General features: G+C 36.8%; 15 protein-coding genes. 8 read left to right on the top strand and 7 right to left on the bottom strand.

The features are described 5' to 3' along the window. Window positions 1-77: 77 nt before the first annotated feature. From EA772_RS16510 to EA772_RS16495, 4 genes are all read right to left on the bottom strand, one after another. The gene (locus EA772_RS16510; RefSeq protein ID WP_124914173.1) at window positions 78-1,208 is read right to left on the bottom strand and encodes a serine hydrolase; all 1,131 of its coding nucleotides are present in this window, start codon (window positions 1,206-1,208) and stop codon (window positions 78-80) included. Between the two features lie 36 nt (window positions 1,209-1,244). Beyond that, window positions 1,245-1,637 (bottom strand): VOC family protein, encoded by a 393-nt coding sequence (locus tag EA772_RS16505; protein ID WP_124914172.1) that lies wholly within the window; start codon window positions 1,635-1,637, stop codon window positions 1,245-1,247. Window positions 1,638-1,841: 204 nt separating this feature from the next. Continuing rightward, a complete protein-coding gene (locus EA772_RS16500) occupies window positions 1,842-2,576 on the bottom strand; it encodes a competence protein CoiA (RefSeq protein WP_246833972.1) in 735 nt (244 codons plus the stop codon). Window positions 2,577-2,600: 24 nt separating this feature from the next. After that, complete coding sequence (locus EA772_RS16495; protein WP_246833971.1) at window positions 2,601-2,930, bottom strand: hypothetical protein; 330 nt, start codon at window positions 2,928-2,930, stop codon at window positions 2,601-2,603. A 494-nt stretch (window positions 2,931-3,424) separates the two neighbouring features. Here EA772_RS16495 and EA772_RS16490 point away from each other — a divergent pair, with 494 nt between their 5' ends. Then, entirely contained in the window at window positions 3,425-5,536 is a 2,112-nt protein-coding gene (locus EA772_RS16490) for an HRDC domain-containing protein (protein ID WP_124914170.1), read from the top strand. A 16-nt stretch (window positions 5,537-5,552) separates the two neighbouring features. Here EA772_RS16490 and EA772_RS16485 read toward each other — a convergent pair whose 3' ends face one another. Next, a complete protein-coding gene (locus EA772_RS16485; RefSeq protein ID WP_116168415.1) occupies window positions 5,553-6,053 on the bottom strand; it encodes a hypothetical protein in 501 nt (166 codons plus the stop codon). A 180-nt stretch (window positions 6,054-6,233) separates the two neighbouring features. Between EA772_RS16485 and EA772_RS22140 the strand changes: the two genes are divergently transcribed. From EA772_RS22140 to EA772_RS16455, 6 genes are all read left to right on the top strand, one after another. Beyond that, window positions 6,234-6,518, top strand: a complete 285-nt coding sequence (locus tag EA772_RS22140) for a hypothetical protein (protein ID WP_168187588.1) — start codon at window positions 6,234-6,236, stop codon at window positions 6,516-6,518. Between the two features lie 356 nt (window positions 6,519-6,874). Further along, on the top strand, window positions 6,875-7,219 hold the full coding sequence (locus EA772_RS16475) for a hypothetical protein (protein WP_124914169.1): 345 nt from the start codon (window positions 6,875-6,877) through the stop codon (window positions 7,217-7,219). Window positions 7,220-7,383: 164 nt separating this feature from the next. After that, window positions 7,384-9,729: a TonB-dependent receptor gene (locus EA772_RS16470; RefSeq protein WP_210405047.1), complete on the top strand. Its 2,346-nt coding sequence runs from the start codon at window positions 7,384-7,386 to the stop codon at window positions 9,727-9,729. Window positions 9,730-9,769: 40 nt separating this feature from the next. Then, the gene (locus EA772_RS16465; protein WP_124914167.1) at window positions 9,770-10,480 is read left to right on the top strand and encodes a DUF4625 domain-containing protein; all 711 of its coding nucleotides are present in this window, start codon (window positions 9,770-9,772) and stop codon (window positions 10,478-10,480) included. Between the two features lie 10 nt (window positions 10,481-10,490). Then, window positions 10,491-10,979 carry a DUF4625 domain-containing protein gene (locus EA772_RS16460; protein ID WP_124914166.1) on the top strand — a complete coding sequence of 163 codons (489 nt, stop codon included), beginning with the start codon at window positions 10,491-10,493 and terminating at the stop codon, window positions 10,977-10,979. A gap of 19 nt (window positions 10,980-10,998) precedes the next feature. Further along, a complete protein-coding gene (locus tag EA772_RS16455; protein WP_124914165.1) occupies window positions 10,999-12,237 on the top strand; it encodes a YncE family protein in 1,239 nt (412 codons plus the stop codon). A gap of 39 nt (window positions 12,238-12,276) precedes the next feature. Here EA772_RS16455 and EA772_RS16450 read toward each other — a convergent pair whose 3' ends face one another. Continuing rightward, entirely contained in the window at window positions 12,277-12,963 is a 687-nt protein-coding gene (locus tag EA772_RS16450) for a DUF4142 domain-containing protein (RefSeq protein WP_124914164.1), read from the bottom strand. Window positions 12,964-13,125: 162 nt separating this feature from the next. Between EA772_RS16450 and EA772_RS16445 the strand changes: the two genes are divergently transcribed. Then, a complete protein-coding gene (locus tag EA772_RS16445) occupies window positions 13,126-13,491 on the top strand; it encodes a response regulator transcription factor (protein WP_124914163.1) in 366 nt (121 codons plus the stop codon). A gap of 29 nt (window positions 13,492-13,520) precedes the next feature. Here the strand turns inward: EA772_RS16445 and EA772_RS16440 are convergent, their stop codons facing one another. After that, on the bottom strand, window positions 13,521-13,775 hold the full coding sequence (locus tag EA772_RS16440) for a hypothetical protein (RefSeq protein WP_124914162.1): 255 nt from the start codon (window positions 13,773-13,775) through the stop codon (window positions 13,521-13,523). Window positions 13,776-13,875 lie beyond the last annotated feature (100 nt).

Genomic DNA, 13,875 nt, shown 5'->3' with positions numbered 1-13,875 from the left:
TGATAAAAGTTTTAAAAAAGAAAAAATGAACAATAAACGAAATGCTCCCCTATATAAAACCGCCAAGCTATAAACCGCTACTTTTTTATAAAACTCTGGTATAAGCTATTAATGGCTGCCCTGCTGAAATCTGGAAAATCATCTGTGTAGGTAGCATTAATTCCATTGGTGATAATCACGATACCAAATTTCTCTTTCGGATTAAAAAACATTGTGCTATATAACCCATAAGCAGAACCTGTGTGGCCTTTCAGTGCTACGCCAGGTATTAAAGTATTGGATCCTCTGATAGCCAGGCCATATCCTTCATCATCAGTTAAGGCGGTTTGCATCAATTTTGCGCTTTTCTTCGAAATAATTTTTACGCCATTTGATGTTCCAAAGTTCATGTGCATCACCATGTATTTTGCCAAATCAGTTGCCGAAATTTTCATTCCACCTGTTGGAGAGAATATTGGTGTACTGTAGCCCATAACATAGTTTTGAATTTCCGTTCGTCGTGGTGCATAAGCCATAGTGGCAAGCGTAAAGGTTTTGTCAGTAGCATTATATTCATAAAGTTTGGCAAATCTTGCACTGTCTAGCGAATCTACACAATAACCTCCATAAAGCCCGAGCGGCTTCAGCACATGGTTTTTCACATAATTATCAAATCTTTCTCCCGATTTTTTTTCGATGATGGTACCGATAATATTAAAGTTTAAGTTGCAGTAATTGAATTTCGTTCCAGGTGCATAGTCGTTATAACATTTTGCCCAATTGGGGTTCTTGTCCGGATTAATCAGATCGAGGTTAAGGTAACCTTGAGAATCATTTAAACTTGATGTATGTGAAAGCGCCATTTTCAAAGTAATTTTTTGATCTGGAAATTTTGGATTTCGGATTTTGAATCCAATTAAATCTCCAAAATCATCATCCAATGATAATTTCCCTGCTTCTACCAACTGCATAATCGAAGTTGCAGAAAACGACTTTGAGATAGATGCAATTCTAAAAATATCCCGATCAGATAACTCAGTTTTATTTTCCAAATCTTTTAAACCAAATGAATGCGTGTAAACGATTTTTCCTTTTTTAACAACTGCAACTGAGGCCCCTACGGCATTGTACTTTTGCATTACAGCTTTAAAATCAGTTTCAGCTTTTTCAGTTTGTGCAAAAACATTTGAGCCAATTAGCAATAATGCGATGAGTATATTTTTTTTCATATGAGGAATAGTTTTGAATATAAATAGCATCTTATTTTATTGTTTCGCATCATTTACTTCCAACCAGTGTCCATCAGGATCTTTGAAGTATATTTGCTTCACTCCATCTACACGTAAATTTATAGCGCCTGCTTTACCGGCCCAGTCTTCAAATTGAATATTTTTGCTTTTCAGAAGCTTGATAAATTCATCAATAGATGGAACACTAAAACACAAATGATCATTTCTATCAAAGGTTTGATTGTTTTTTGCGCCCTCAATTAGGTGAAGTGCGCCTGCCTTCCCTAAAGTAAACCAGGTATGTTTTCCATCCTTAAATGGCTCAGGGATAATTTTTAGGCTAAATACACTTTGATAAAACGAGGTTGATTTATTTAGGTCGACAACATACACGGCGATGTGGTTTAATATTGCTGGGGTTTGGGCCATAGATTTTTGAAGAGTAAATATTGACAACAGGAAAGTAACTAAAGCAATTTTTTTCATTCCTAAATATCATCAAATATGTTTAATAAGCACCAAAACAGTGGAATTTATTATGCAACAAAATTATAACGAAAACATATCGATGCCTGTAAAGGAAGCTTGAATTCACTTACAAATACAGAAAAGGAATTGAATTAAAAATGCAGTTTAGCGACCACTATATTTTTTTATGAAATCCTTTTTACTTACAAGCTGTAAATAACTGTAATTTGAAGAAATTTGATGTCTCTTTCTCAGACGGTATAAAAAATGGCCTCCTAAATCAATAAAAATCGGGCATGATGCGTTTAACCAGGATTGATGTGGATTTCTCCAGCTAAAAGAATAGAATGCTGTAGAAAACGGGATATTGTTTAACTCTTCGTGGTAAAAGGTAAGTATTTCGGGAGGAGATTTTTCGGTCAAAATATCTTTTGTACGCATCAAAGAAAGGTGTTCTGAAATACAGAATTCATAATGCTGCAACAAAGGATCAAGTGGATTTGGAATAGATTTTACGACTTTAAAGCCTTTAAACTTCAATCCATTTACAATCCAAATCAGTTTTGGGTAAAAGCGTTCTCTCGACTGGAGTTCATCTGTATTAATTGCAGAATTTTGAAGTTCAATGGTGATGCCGTTGCTTGTATGTATATCTGCCCGGTGGAATTCTTGACTTGTCTCATCATAGAAACTAACCTCACGAAATTCTGGCGCAAAGCCTTCTTTCCATTCACGATGCCATAAAGTTTCGCTCTCCCACCAGGAATCGCATTGACTGAGTGAAACATGTGCCCAATGGTGAATCTTAACTGCGCCACATTTTGCAATAACTTTCTGCTTGCAGCCAACACAAATTCCAGTTTCACCCTTAACCGCTTCCTTACGCTCTCCATTTAACAACGCATATTGCATATGGACCTGTGTCTATTCGTTCCCCTTAAAAATGTTCATTACAGCGGTTTTCCATTCAATGTAACCTAAATCACCACAGGTTTTGGCAACAAAACCTTCTACGTCATTAGGCACATCATTAACAATACGCCAACGAATTTTATATTTTGGATTATAACTTATGTAAACCACTACATCATCGGTACGCTGCCCAACAGTTTCCAGTGCCTGTAAATGTATATCTCTTAAATCTTCAGCGGCAACCTTCAATCTTTCGTTCATGATTTTACCTAAAGAAAGATCTGGTTTAAAATCCGTTTCCAATATCGCTAAAACTGTAACAGTCATATCACTCCTCTTCATTTGAAAGCCTTAAAAAAGCTTTCCTGCTTAATTATTTAATGTTTCGCATATCGCGAATCAAACAAATTTATACTAATATAATTAGCAAACAAAAATAAAGAACGATATTTTTTTTAGTGAAAGAAGCCGTATTTTTAAACATACTGATTACCAGAACAATAACAATAATCTCCAAATAACATACAATAAAAAAGAGATAAATTTTACATTAATCTCGCTTTCGCTAATCAACATCATCTGTTTGATTTCATTCAACTATCAATATGAAAGGCATCAATTATTCGATATAAGACCTACCATTTTCTATTAATTGCATATTAAATATGAAAATTACTATCATTTAACCCTCGGGATAGACGATCCATTCATCCTGCAATTAGTGATTGTATAAAATGTGTATAAATCACACTCTATTTTGCGCAATGTTTAAACGCTTTCTGCGCATCTTTGTACAAACCATAACGATTTTTAAAGAAAGATTTCGCTGAACAAAGATGAACCCAACAAGCCATACCGATCAAGATAATCAACTTATTCACGACTTCATTAAATTTACCAATCAACCAATTTTTTTAACCGGTAAAGCTGGAACAGGAAAAACGACTTTATTGAGGAAAATTAAAGAAACTACGCAAAAAAACTTTGCTGTGATTGCGCCTACGGCTGTAGCAGCCATTAATGCAGGTGGAGTAACCATTCATTCTTTTTTCCAAATGCCATTTGGGCCGATTATTCCCGTTGCCGGCGATCAACAGTTTAAAGAAGTAAAATATAACGAAGAAAAAACCAAGCTTTTGAAATGCCTCGAATTACTAATCATTGACGAAATTAGTATGGTGAGGGCTGATATGCTCGATTTCATTGACCAATCATTGAAAAAAGTAAAAGGCTCCAGCATGCCTTTTGGTGGCGTACAGGTGTTAATGATTGGTGATTTGTATCAGCTCTCACCTATCGCCCATGATGCCTGGCATATTTTAAAAACATACTACTTAAGTCCCTATTTTTTTGATAGCCATATTCTAAAATCGATCTCGCTTATCACTTTTGAACTGAAAAAGGTTTTCCGACAGTCGGATTCGTTGTTTCTGGATATTTTAAACCGGATCAGAGAAAACAACTTAATTCCTGAATTGCTCGCAAAATTGAATGAGCATTTTGATCCCAGCTTAAATGAGGTTTGGAAAGATGAATACATCACATTAACAACACACAATAATCTGGTCACACAAATTAATCAGGATTGTCTGCACAAACTGGATAGTGAACTCCACGCTTTCACTGCCAAGGTAACTGGCGATTTTCCAAAAGATGCTTATCCTGTAGATGAAGTTTTGCAACTTAAAGTTGGCGCCCAGGTGATGTTTATCAAAAATGACTCATCAGGCAAAAAACAATACTATAATGGAAAGGCTGCAAAAATTGTTAGCATCGCAAATGATCGGGTGAGTGTTCAGTTTTTAGATGATTCTGCACATTTTGAAGTAGAGCGGGAAGAATGGCAAAACCTTAAATACAATCTCGATCAGCAGGAAAACAAAATTGAAGAAGTAAATACCGGATCCTTTTCCCAATACCCATTTAAACTGGCCTGGGCAATTACCATTCATAAAAGTCAGGGTCTAACTTTTGAAAAAGCAATTGTAGATATAAGCTCATCTTTCACCCACGGCCAAGCCTATGTTGCCTTAAGCCGCTGCAAGAACTTGGCGGGTTTGATATTGAAATCTCCTGTAAAGATGGAAAATATCATTACAGATAAACGCATAATTGGATTTACAGCAGATGCGGTAAGCCAAATTCCTACTGCTGAAAACCTTGAACGATATAAAAAAGAATACGCCTGGAATTTGATCGATGATTTATTTGATTTTACATCGTTAAAAGCAAGCTGGACAAGTATCGGGCAAGCCAAATTTAGCGCATTTGATGAAAATGCAGCTTTCAAAACCATGCTTGATCTTACCACCAACATTCTGAACAAAGAATTAATTAATGTGGCGTTAAAATTCAGGATTCAGGAAGTGGCTAAAATTTCAAAAGACGCAATCCTGACTGATGAAAAACTATTTCTTGAACGCTTAGTTAAAGCTTCAACCTATTTTAGCCCAAAAATTACGCTGGTGATTTCAGAGATCTCAAAATTTACCGCTTTAAAATTACTAGCCGACGAAAACTCAGAAAAAACCGTGGCCACATTAATTTCAACGCTAAATACTTTAAACGTAAAATTGGCTTTATTTAATTTCGACTGGAGAAATTTTTCAATTGGGGAATATACACATACCTATTTAGAAGCCGGTAATAAATACGAAATAACACCAAGAAAAAACTTCACGAGCAAAATAGAACTTCCAAAAGAAATTGTTAATAAAAAATTATATCAAAGCCTGGTTAACTGGCGAAGTAGCGTAAGCAAAAAAAGAAATGTGCCGGAACATACCGTTCTTTCTGATGTAGCTTTATTGAATATAGCTTCGAAACCTCCTAAAACCACAGATCAATTGGCAGCAATTAGAGGGGTAGGAATCGGGAATGCAGTTGATCTGGGAGGCGAAATAATGCCAATAGTAAATGCTTTTCTTGGTGCTAGTACATTGTTCTAATCGCTGATGCGATAGTTTAATGCAGAAAAATAAAGTAACAGGCAGTTAGCATTATTCCAAGCAACAAAAAGCCGATACGGCCCAGCCACATATTTAAGATGTTTTTTCCCTGTTCGGTGATACTTTGTTCAAGATTTTTCAACAATTTTTCTTGCTGCTCTAACTTTTCTTTAAGATCAAGATTTTCGTTCTTCAAATCAAAGATGCTTTTACCCGTATCTTCTTCGAGTTTATTCAGTGCATAACGCCTTTTAAAACCACCTTCGCTGATAAACATATCAACCCCGGCTTGCTTGCCTACCATAGCTGGCAATGGTACGCCATCTACCTGGCCGACTAAAATCACCAGGTTCATCTGAACCAAAAGATCCAGATAATCTGAAGCCAGAGTACCATTTCCTCTGAATATTTTGAGCACCCGATCGGATTTGATGTATACTTCTTCATCAAACTCGTTAAGGATATTGTCCAAAAGCTCACATTTAGCTGGAGTTAAACTTATGGAGAGATTTTTCATTTAGGCGAACGTAAATTATTCGGCAAGAAAGCAAAAATAAATCTAACCTAAAAGTTTTATCTAAAAATAACAGCTAATTAACATTACAATGTTGTAAATACTATTCTATCTAATATTGTTTTAATGCTTTAAAAAAAACTTATTTCCAAAAGGTAATGTTGTAAAAATAAAAATCATACTATGAAAACTCCAGATCAAGAACCACAAGAAAACGAAGAAATTCAAAACATTGAACAATTTCAGATAGACCGTTCAAGCGCAAAATCAGCTGAGGGTTATGCGGATGAAGAAGATGACACTTTTTCTGCTGAAGAACCAGATGAGCTAGAAGAAGATGATGATGAATTGGAAAATGATGATGAAGGTTACACGGAAGAGGAAATTCCATTTGCAGATGGCGAAGGTACTCAACTCGCTGAAGCCATTGACGAGCAGGACGAAACTGAAGAGGATGAAGAAATCTAAAATGAAAAAAGAGCGTTCAATAATTGAACGCTCTATTAATGTTAATCTAAATCGTCCCGTTGATTTAATTCTAACATCTCAAACTTGTAACTTTTTTACAGTTTAATCAATACGTATCAGAGTGTAATTTTTATTAGTACGACATTGTCTACTAAATAAGTATCCAGTAAAACTTAAAACACTACCGATCAACCAAATAACTAAACAACAGCCTGTAAATTTTGCTTAATTGTGGTGCAACTGGTCGTGATAATCAAATAATTATCAAGTCTGGAAAATAAAACCTTTATAAAATTTTCATTTTTTCCAGGGTAACATTTGTATTTTCAAGAATTAAATGCAACTTTGTGGCGTAAATGAAAATCAAAAAGTTAAATCAGGTAAATACATGGGCAAAAGCAATCAGCTTTTTATTGGTATTTACCTTTTTGTTTATTTCATTTATTCAAATCATACATGCGCATAGTAAAAACGATATTGAGCATGTAACTGATCAAAAAGAAAACATTACCTTTTCTGAAAAATGTTCCGTTTGCGATTACATTTTTCACAAACATGGAAAAGATATCGTGCTTCCACTACCCTTTTCTATCTCTTTTCCTCTTCCAACAGGAAACATAAGCAATACTGGCGTATTTGTAGGCAATTATAAATTCACGTTGCAAGGCTTTACCAATAAGGGTCCGCCTGCAATCGCCTAACAAGCCCCATTGGCACTTAGCCATCTTCCTAGATCATTTTCTTTAATTTTTAATGCGATGAGTTGCAATTAACCTGATTGTGCTGATCACTTAGCCATTGGCTCCGGCCATTTGTAATGCGTAAAATTCTTTTTTTATTTCTCTGCCTTATTGGGGCTAAACAATTGTATGCCCAACAATTTCAACTTAGCGGTACGGTTTTAAATGGCCAAACACCAGTAAAACATGCCACGGTTTATATTGAAAATACTCTGTACAAAACCATCACCGATGAGGGTGGTAAATTCAATTTTGAAGCCTTACCCAAAGGCTCCTATAAATTAATAGCCAGTGCAGTTGGGTATAGCAAAACCATAAGTAAAGTTGAAATCAATGGTCAGCATGTAGTTAAAAATCTGTCAATTAATAAAGAAATCAGGCAACTGAATGATGTGACCATAAAAGATGAGCATGTTGAGGACCGCAGGAAAGCAGAATCGATGAACATTGAAATTGTGAATCAGGATTTTATTCAAAGAAACCTAGGTGGTAGCCTGATGAAAAGCTTAGAACGCCTTCCGGGAATTAAAACTATCGGCATTGGTTCTGGGCAGTCAAAACCATTAATAAGAGGTTTAGGCTTTAACCGGGTGGTAGTGGTTGATAAAGGTGTTAAACACGAAGGGCAACAGTGGGGCGCCGATCACGGGCTGGAAATCGACCAATTTGCTACCGGCGAAATTGAATTGATTAAAGGTTCTGCCTCATTTATTTATGGCTCTGATGCCATTGGAGGAGTTATCGATATTCTTCCGGTATCTATTCCACCGCTGAACAGCATTGGCGGCTCAGTCGATTTAATTGCGAAAAGCAACAACAACCTTTATGGTACATCAACCAACATTTATGGCAGAAACAAAAGGTGGTTTTTCGATTCGCGATTTACTTATCAGAACTACGGCGATTATCGTGTACCCACAGATCAGGTTTTTGTATACGATTATGCCGTAAAATTATATCAAAATCATTTACGCAATACTGCAGGGCGTGAGACGGGAATCCATTTCAATACAGGATATGTTGGCGAAAAGTTCCGATCCGTATTTTACCTCAGCAATACTTTTGCCAAAAGCGGCTTCTTTGCCAATGCACATGGACTTGAACCACGGCGTGTAAATGAAGATCTTCACGACAGTTCAAACAGAGATATTTTACACCCTTATCAATCGGTTAACCATTTTAAATTGATTAACCGATCCAGCTATCAGTTGCCGAATCAAAAAATCGAATTTGAATTAGGTTATCAGAAAAATTACAGGCAGGAATTTAGCCAATATGTAAATCATGGTTTTATGCCTTCAACTTATCCCGCTACTTTACCAATCCCCATCGATCTGGAAAGAGAATTTAATAAAGTTGTTTATTCAGGCAATTTACGAGATAGGATAACAATTAATGCACATGAGCTATCTGTCGGAATAAATGCGGAGGTTCAAACAAATGACATTAATGGATGGAGTTTTCTAGTTCCGGCTTTCAAACAGAAAACAATAGGAGCTTTTGTTTATGATAAATTTAAGATCACTGATAATTTACTACTACATGGTGCATTACGTTATGATCGCGGACAAATCAACATGTTTCAGTACAACGATTGGTTTCCATCAGATATTACAATAAACGGATTGGTAACACAGCAAAACCTGCAACGTGCCGCTAATTTAAACCGAACATTTAACAGTTTGGTCTGGTCTGCCGGACTAAACTACAATCTGGAAAAATTTGGTTTAAAGTTTAACCTGGGCAAGAGCTTCAGGATGCCGATTGCTAAAGAGCTTGGTGCAAATGGCGTAAATTATCACTATTTCAGTTATGAGAAAGGAAATCCAAATTTATCGCCAGAAAAATCATATCAAGCCGACTTGAGCCTGGCCTGGAATGATGAGCGGTGGTCTGTTCAGTTAAGTCCGTTTTACAATTATTTCCCGAACTACATTTATTTAAATCCGACCTCCGAACATGATTATGCTTATGGTGCCGGCAATCAAATTTTCGAATACGCACAAAGTAGCGTACAGCGATTTGGAGGCGAGCTTCAGCTTAAATATGAAATTTTTAAAAACTTAAGCACGCAGTTCTTAGGAGAAATTTTACAGGCTAAACAGCTATCAGGAAATAAAAAGGGTTTTACGTTACCTTTTTCTCCACCCGCTTCTGCCCTGATCAATTTAACATATTCTCCGAAAACAGGCAGGCAATTGTCTAATACTTATTTCTCCATCGATTACCGCTTAACGAGTAAACAGGATAATATTGTTCCACCAGAAAAGAAAACTCCTGGTTACCAGATAGTAAATATACAAGCCGGCACAAAGCTTTCCTTGTATGGCAATCCGCTCCAGTTAAGTCTGCAAGTTCAAAATCTGTTTGATACAAAATATCTCAACCATACCAGTTTTTACCGTCTTATCGAGCTTCCTGAAGCAGGAAGAAATCTTGTGCTTTCGTTAAAAATCCCTTTTGGAAAATAATACAGTTTAATTACACCCATCAACAAAAAAAACATCAACAATGAACAAAATTACAAAACCCCTTTTAGCCCTGCTGATTACGGCAGCAACATTTACAGCCTGTAAAAAAGATGAAGTGATTACAGACCTGCCAACGATTACAAATCTGGAGGTGGGAATGAATAACAATAAAACTGCCTATCCCGGAACCGACATTCATTTCGAAGCCGATCTTTTTGCTGCGAGTAACTTAGCCAGCGTTGATTTAAATATTAAACCAAAAGCAGGTACCGGCTGGAACTTCAACCAAAAATATACTGAAGGCTTTGCAAATGTAAAAAATGCAAATTTCCATAAACATATTGATGTACCCACAAACGCGGCACTGGGTAGTTACATCGTAACGATTAAAGTAACTGATCTGTTGGGGAGAACAACTGAAATCACCAGTGATCTGGAAATCAAATACGATCCAACACTGCCTAGCGCTACAGGATTTGAGGTGGGTTTGAATACTGCTGGAAATGATCTGCATGTTGAAGCCACAGTTGCTGCGATTAATAAAATTGCCAGAATTGAAGTTGAAGTTCATGGTGCTGCATGGGAAAAAGATTTTCTGTTTACCGATGCTGCCATGGTGGGTTTAAGCACCTATAACTTTCATAAACACCTGGATGTTACTGCTGCGCCTAAAGGCCACTATCATGTTCACCTGAAAATTGTAGATCAGTTGGGTAAAGAAAATCAATTTGAAGAACATTTCGACAAGTAAATCAATAATTATGAAAAATAAATTCAATCCAGTTAAAACAGGCTTTATTGGCTTATGTGCATTATCCGTTTTATTGCTCAGCAATTGTAAAAAGGAAACGGAAGACATTGACACTACCTACCCTGAAATTATTTCAAGCGCCACTTCTTTTCCGCAGCAATGCAGCGTAATTAAACGCGGAGAAACATTTACGTTTAAAACGCAGGTAAGCGACAATGTCGAATTGGGATCAATGAGCATCGATATCCACCACAATTTTGATCATCATTCACACAGTACCGAAGTAAATAGTTGCAATATGGAAGCCATCAAAACTCCCGTAAAGCCTTTTCTGCTCATTAGAGAGGTGAGTATCCCGGCAGGGCAAAAAAATTATGAAGCCACGGCCTCAGTAAATGTACCTGCAGATATTGATCCCGGCGATTATCATTTTTTAATCAGGATAACGGATAAAGCAGGATGGCAAACCATCAAAGGAATTAGTATAAAAATTAATTAATCACTAAAAATCAAACCTAATGTTATCTAAAAACAATTTTAAAAAAGCAGCATTGATTGTTGCTGTTGCTGCTGCATTTGCAGCTTGTAAAAAAGACAGCTCACAACCTGAGGAAACACCCACAACAGCGGCCAAAGAATTTAAGTATGTAAGGTTGCTTACTTCAGATGAGACGTCGAACAAGCTTACTTTGGTAGATCCATCAACGGCGGCAGTAACTGTTTTCGATGCTAAATTTCCTTTAGCTAATCTTTACGCAACATCTTCAGGCAGATATGCTACGGTACTTTATGGCGCACAAAATTTAGTGGAAGTTTTTGATAGCGGTCTTGCTTCTCACGTAGACCATGTAGATGTGCTAAATAATCCGAAATGGGCAAACATTACTGCTACAGGCATTAAGCCAACTCATTTTAAAACCAAAGCCAATGAAAGTTTAATTTTTAACGATGGAGATGGAACGTTGAGCCGGGCCGTAGAGAGCGATTTTAATACTGCCGGGGCAAAGTTTGCCACTGTTAACGCAGGTTTGTTACCCCACCACGGTGCAATGGCACAGTTTACAAACGGAACCTATGCCGTAACATCAACAGCAGTTTCCGGAGCATCTCCAAATCGTGTGCTCGTAATCGATAAAACAGGTAAAACCGTTTATGCTTCTACGCTTGAAATTGGCGCCATTCATGGTAATGCAAGTGATGGAACAAACGCAGTATTTGGTGGCTTTAGCAGTTCTGCGGCAACCGCCGGAGGTGTTTTGGTAGTTAAATCTACAGGAGAGCAAAGATTAATTCCTAATCCTGATGGTTTTGGTGCGTTTAGGTTGGCCAGTATTTATTACGCTGAATCGGCGAAAAAGTTTATTGGATATGTAGCAACAAAAGGTGCTTACTTAATAGATATTGCAACGGATAAAATAACCCCCATTTACAGCGGAGCTGATGCTTTTCAATGCAAAGTTGATTTTGCAGGAAAAAACTTATTGATTTTGACGCTAGATGGAAAACTAAGAGTATATGATTTAACCACCGGCACATTGAAAAAAGAAGGGTCGGTGATTTCTGCAACATCGAGCACAGATACTTATAAGCCTGTTCTAGAAGCAACTGGCAAATTTGCCTACATCGCGATGCCAGCGTTGGGTGAGGTACATCAAATCAATCTATCAACTTTTGCTGTAATAGCAAAACATAAAGTTTCTGCTAAGCCGGTACGTTTAGCAATTTTTGGCTTTGAAAGCGATGCTTCTCATAACTAACTCTTAATATTCAAGGCAGTTGGTTAACTGCCTTGAATATTATTTTGCCTTTGCCATAGCATTTAGCTGCGTTAAATGTGTTTTGAATTTAGGAAGATATTTTCTAGCATATTTCTTTACCGCAGCATCAGATGATTTTGAACCTGCTTCAAAAAGTACAATTAAATTCTGGTGATCCTGAATACTGGAAGCAATGTATGCCTGATCAAAATCCTGCCCTTTTGCATCCTTTAACTTATTTACTGATTGTTGAATATCAGCATTGCGAAGCATTGCAAATCCATTTAACATGACACCTTTTGCCTGACCGGTATTTCCGGCTTCTCCCTGATTTTGGTTTCTAGATGTATCCTGCAATGTTGTTGGAGCCGAATCAACCCTGCCGTCTGGTCTTTGCCCTTCTTCATTTTTACTTGCCGTTAAAGTGATGTTTTTACTTTTGGCTAAAGCTAAAAGTTCTGTATTGGCCTGAGCATGTGCATCAAGTAACGTTTGGGCAAATCCCTTCAATTTCGGACTTCCATTTTGCGCTGCTATCCCACTCATTTGCGTCGCCTTTAATCCATAAAGCAAAGCTTGATTCATAAACACTTCAGGTGGTAAAACCTCCTGTAACATGCCCGATTTAGGCTGAATTGGTATTCCTCCTAAAATATCATGTGCGGATAAATTAGTTCCTAAAGAGATTGTCAAAAGAAATGCAAATGCTGTTTTTATATTTTTCATGGCTTTAATAAATGATGTTATTAATCAACTGTAAAAGCACCACAAAAGTTTGCTTTATTTCTATTTGATTCCGCAAAAAGTTAATAACTCGTATCGTGTGAAAAACTTAGCTAAACATCTGATAACGATAGCCGTTAAACCTGTATACAAAACATAAAGCGTATGAAAAAGTGCATATATGTTGTAGAGGATAATCCAAGTATCAGAGAGATTATCGAGTTTTTGCTTACTGAAGAATTGTATGAGGTGAAAGCTTGCCGAAATACCAGCGACTTTTGGCTACAAATGCAGCAAAGCATGCCAGATATGGTCATCCTCGACATTATGCTGCCTGATGGAAATGGAATTGATATTTGCAGTCAGCTGAAAACTAATATCAAAACACATGATATTCCCGTGATGATGATGTCGGCAAATAATCATTTAAATGCTGTTAAGGCAAAATGTACTGCCGAAGATTTTATCAATAAACCTTTTGATTTAAATGATTTTGCGAGCCGTGTAGAACGTTATTTACCCGCCAATTAAGTTGTTAAACTTGGTAAGCTAAAAACGATCTAGGCTTTTCTTGAAGCGATCACCTTTTTCAAGGAATTGAAATTGAATAGTAAGGGAAGTAATGTTAATGGAGATAAACATATCGGTATAAGTGCAATTGAAACCTTACTTAATCCTTTTGTAACCGCCAGATAGATCAGGATGCCAAACGCGACAAGATACACCAGACCCAAACCCAACATCACACCTTTTAACAGATCTTTTCTTTTAATTAGCGCTTCAACACTTTCCGGTTGTTTTATATTTTGTTCCATTAATACGTTTGCTTGGAATGATTAATTAGTTCTTATTTTCAGAAAGCCATTCGCCATTGGCATCGAATTACAATCTTCTGCAATTTGCAATTTTTTAGGT

The sequence above is a fragment of the Pedobacter sp. G11 genome, from assembly GCF_003860265.1.
Lineage (GTDB): Bacteria > Bacteroidota > Bacteroidia > Sphingobacteriales > Sphingobacteriaceae > Pedobacter > Pedobacter agri.
This window is presented reverse-complemented; position numbering and strand designations above follow the sequence as displayed.

Excerpts from the sequence above, each read along its gene's own strand:
- EA772_RS16510 (WP_124914173.1), bottom strand. The coding sequence starts at position 1,208 with ATGAAAAAAAATATACTCATCGCATTATTGCTAATTGGCTCAAATGTT.
- EA772_RS16505 (WP_124914172.1), bottom strand. The coding sequence starts at position 1,637 with ATGGCCCAAACCCCAGCAATATTAAACCACATCGCCGTGTATGTTGTC.
- EA772_RS16495 (WP_246833971.1), bottom strand. The coding sequence starts at position 2,930 with ATGAAGAGGAGTGATATGACTGTTACAGTTTTAGCGATATTGGAAACG.
- EA772_RS16490 (WP_124914170.1), top strand. The coding sequence starts at position 3,425 with ATGAACCCAACAAGCCATACCGATCAAGATAATCAACTTATTCACGAC.
- EA772_RS16485 (WP_116168415.1), bottom strand. The coding sequence starts at position 6,053 with ATGAAAAATCTCTCCATAAGTTTAACTCCAGCTAAATGTGAGCTTTTG.
- EA772_RS22140 (WP_168187588.1), top strand. The coding sequence starts at position 6,234 with ATGAAAACTCCAGATCAAGAACCACAAGAAAACGAAGAAATTCAAAAC.
- EA772_RS16475 (WP_124914169.1), top strand. The coding sequence starts at position 6,875 with ATGAAAATCAAAAAGTTAAATCAGGTAAATACATGGGCAAAAGCAATC.
- EA772_RS16465 (WP_124914167.1), top strand. The coding sequence starts at position 9,770 with ATGAACAAAATTACAAAACCCCTTTTAGCCCTGCTGATTACGGCAGCA.
- EA772_RS16460 (WP_124914166.1), top strand. The coding sequence starts at position 10,491 with ATGAAAAATAAATTCAATCCAGTTAAAACAGGCTTTATTGGCTTATGT.
- EA772_RS16455 (WP_124914165.1), top strand. The coding sequence starts at position 10,999 with ATGTTATCTAAAAACAATTTTAAAAAAGCAGCATTGATTGTTGCTGTT.
- EA772_RS16450 (WP_124914164.1), bottom strand. The coding sequence starts at position 12,963 with ATGAAAAATATAAAAACAGCATTTGCATTTCTTTTGACAATCTCTTTA.
- EA772_RS16445 (WP_124914163.1), top strand. The coding sequence starts at position 13,126 with ATGAAAAAGTGCATATATGTTGTAGAGGATAATCCAAGTATCAGAGAG.
- EA772_RS16440 (WP_124914162.1), bottom strand. The coding sequence starts at position 13,775 with ATGGAACAAAATATAAAACAACCGGAAAGTGTTGAAGCGCTAATTAAA.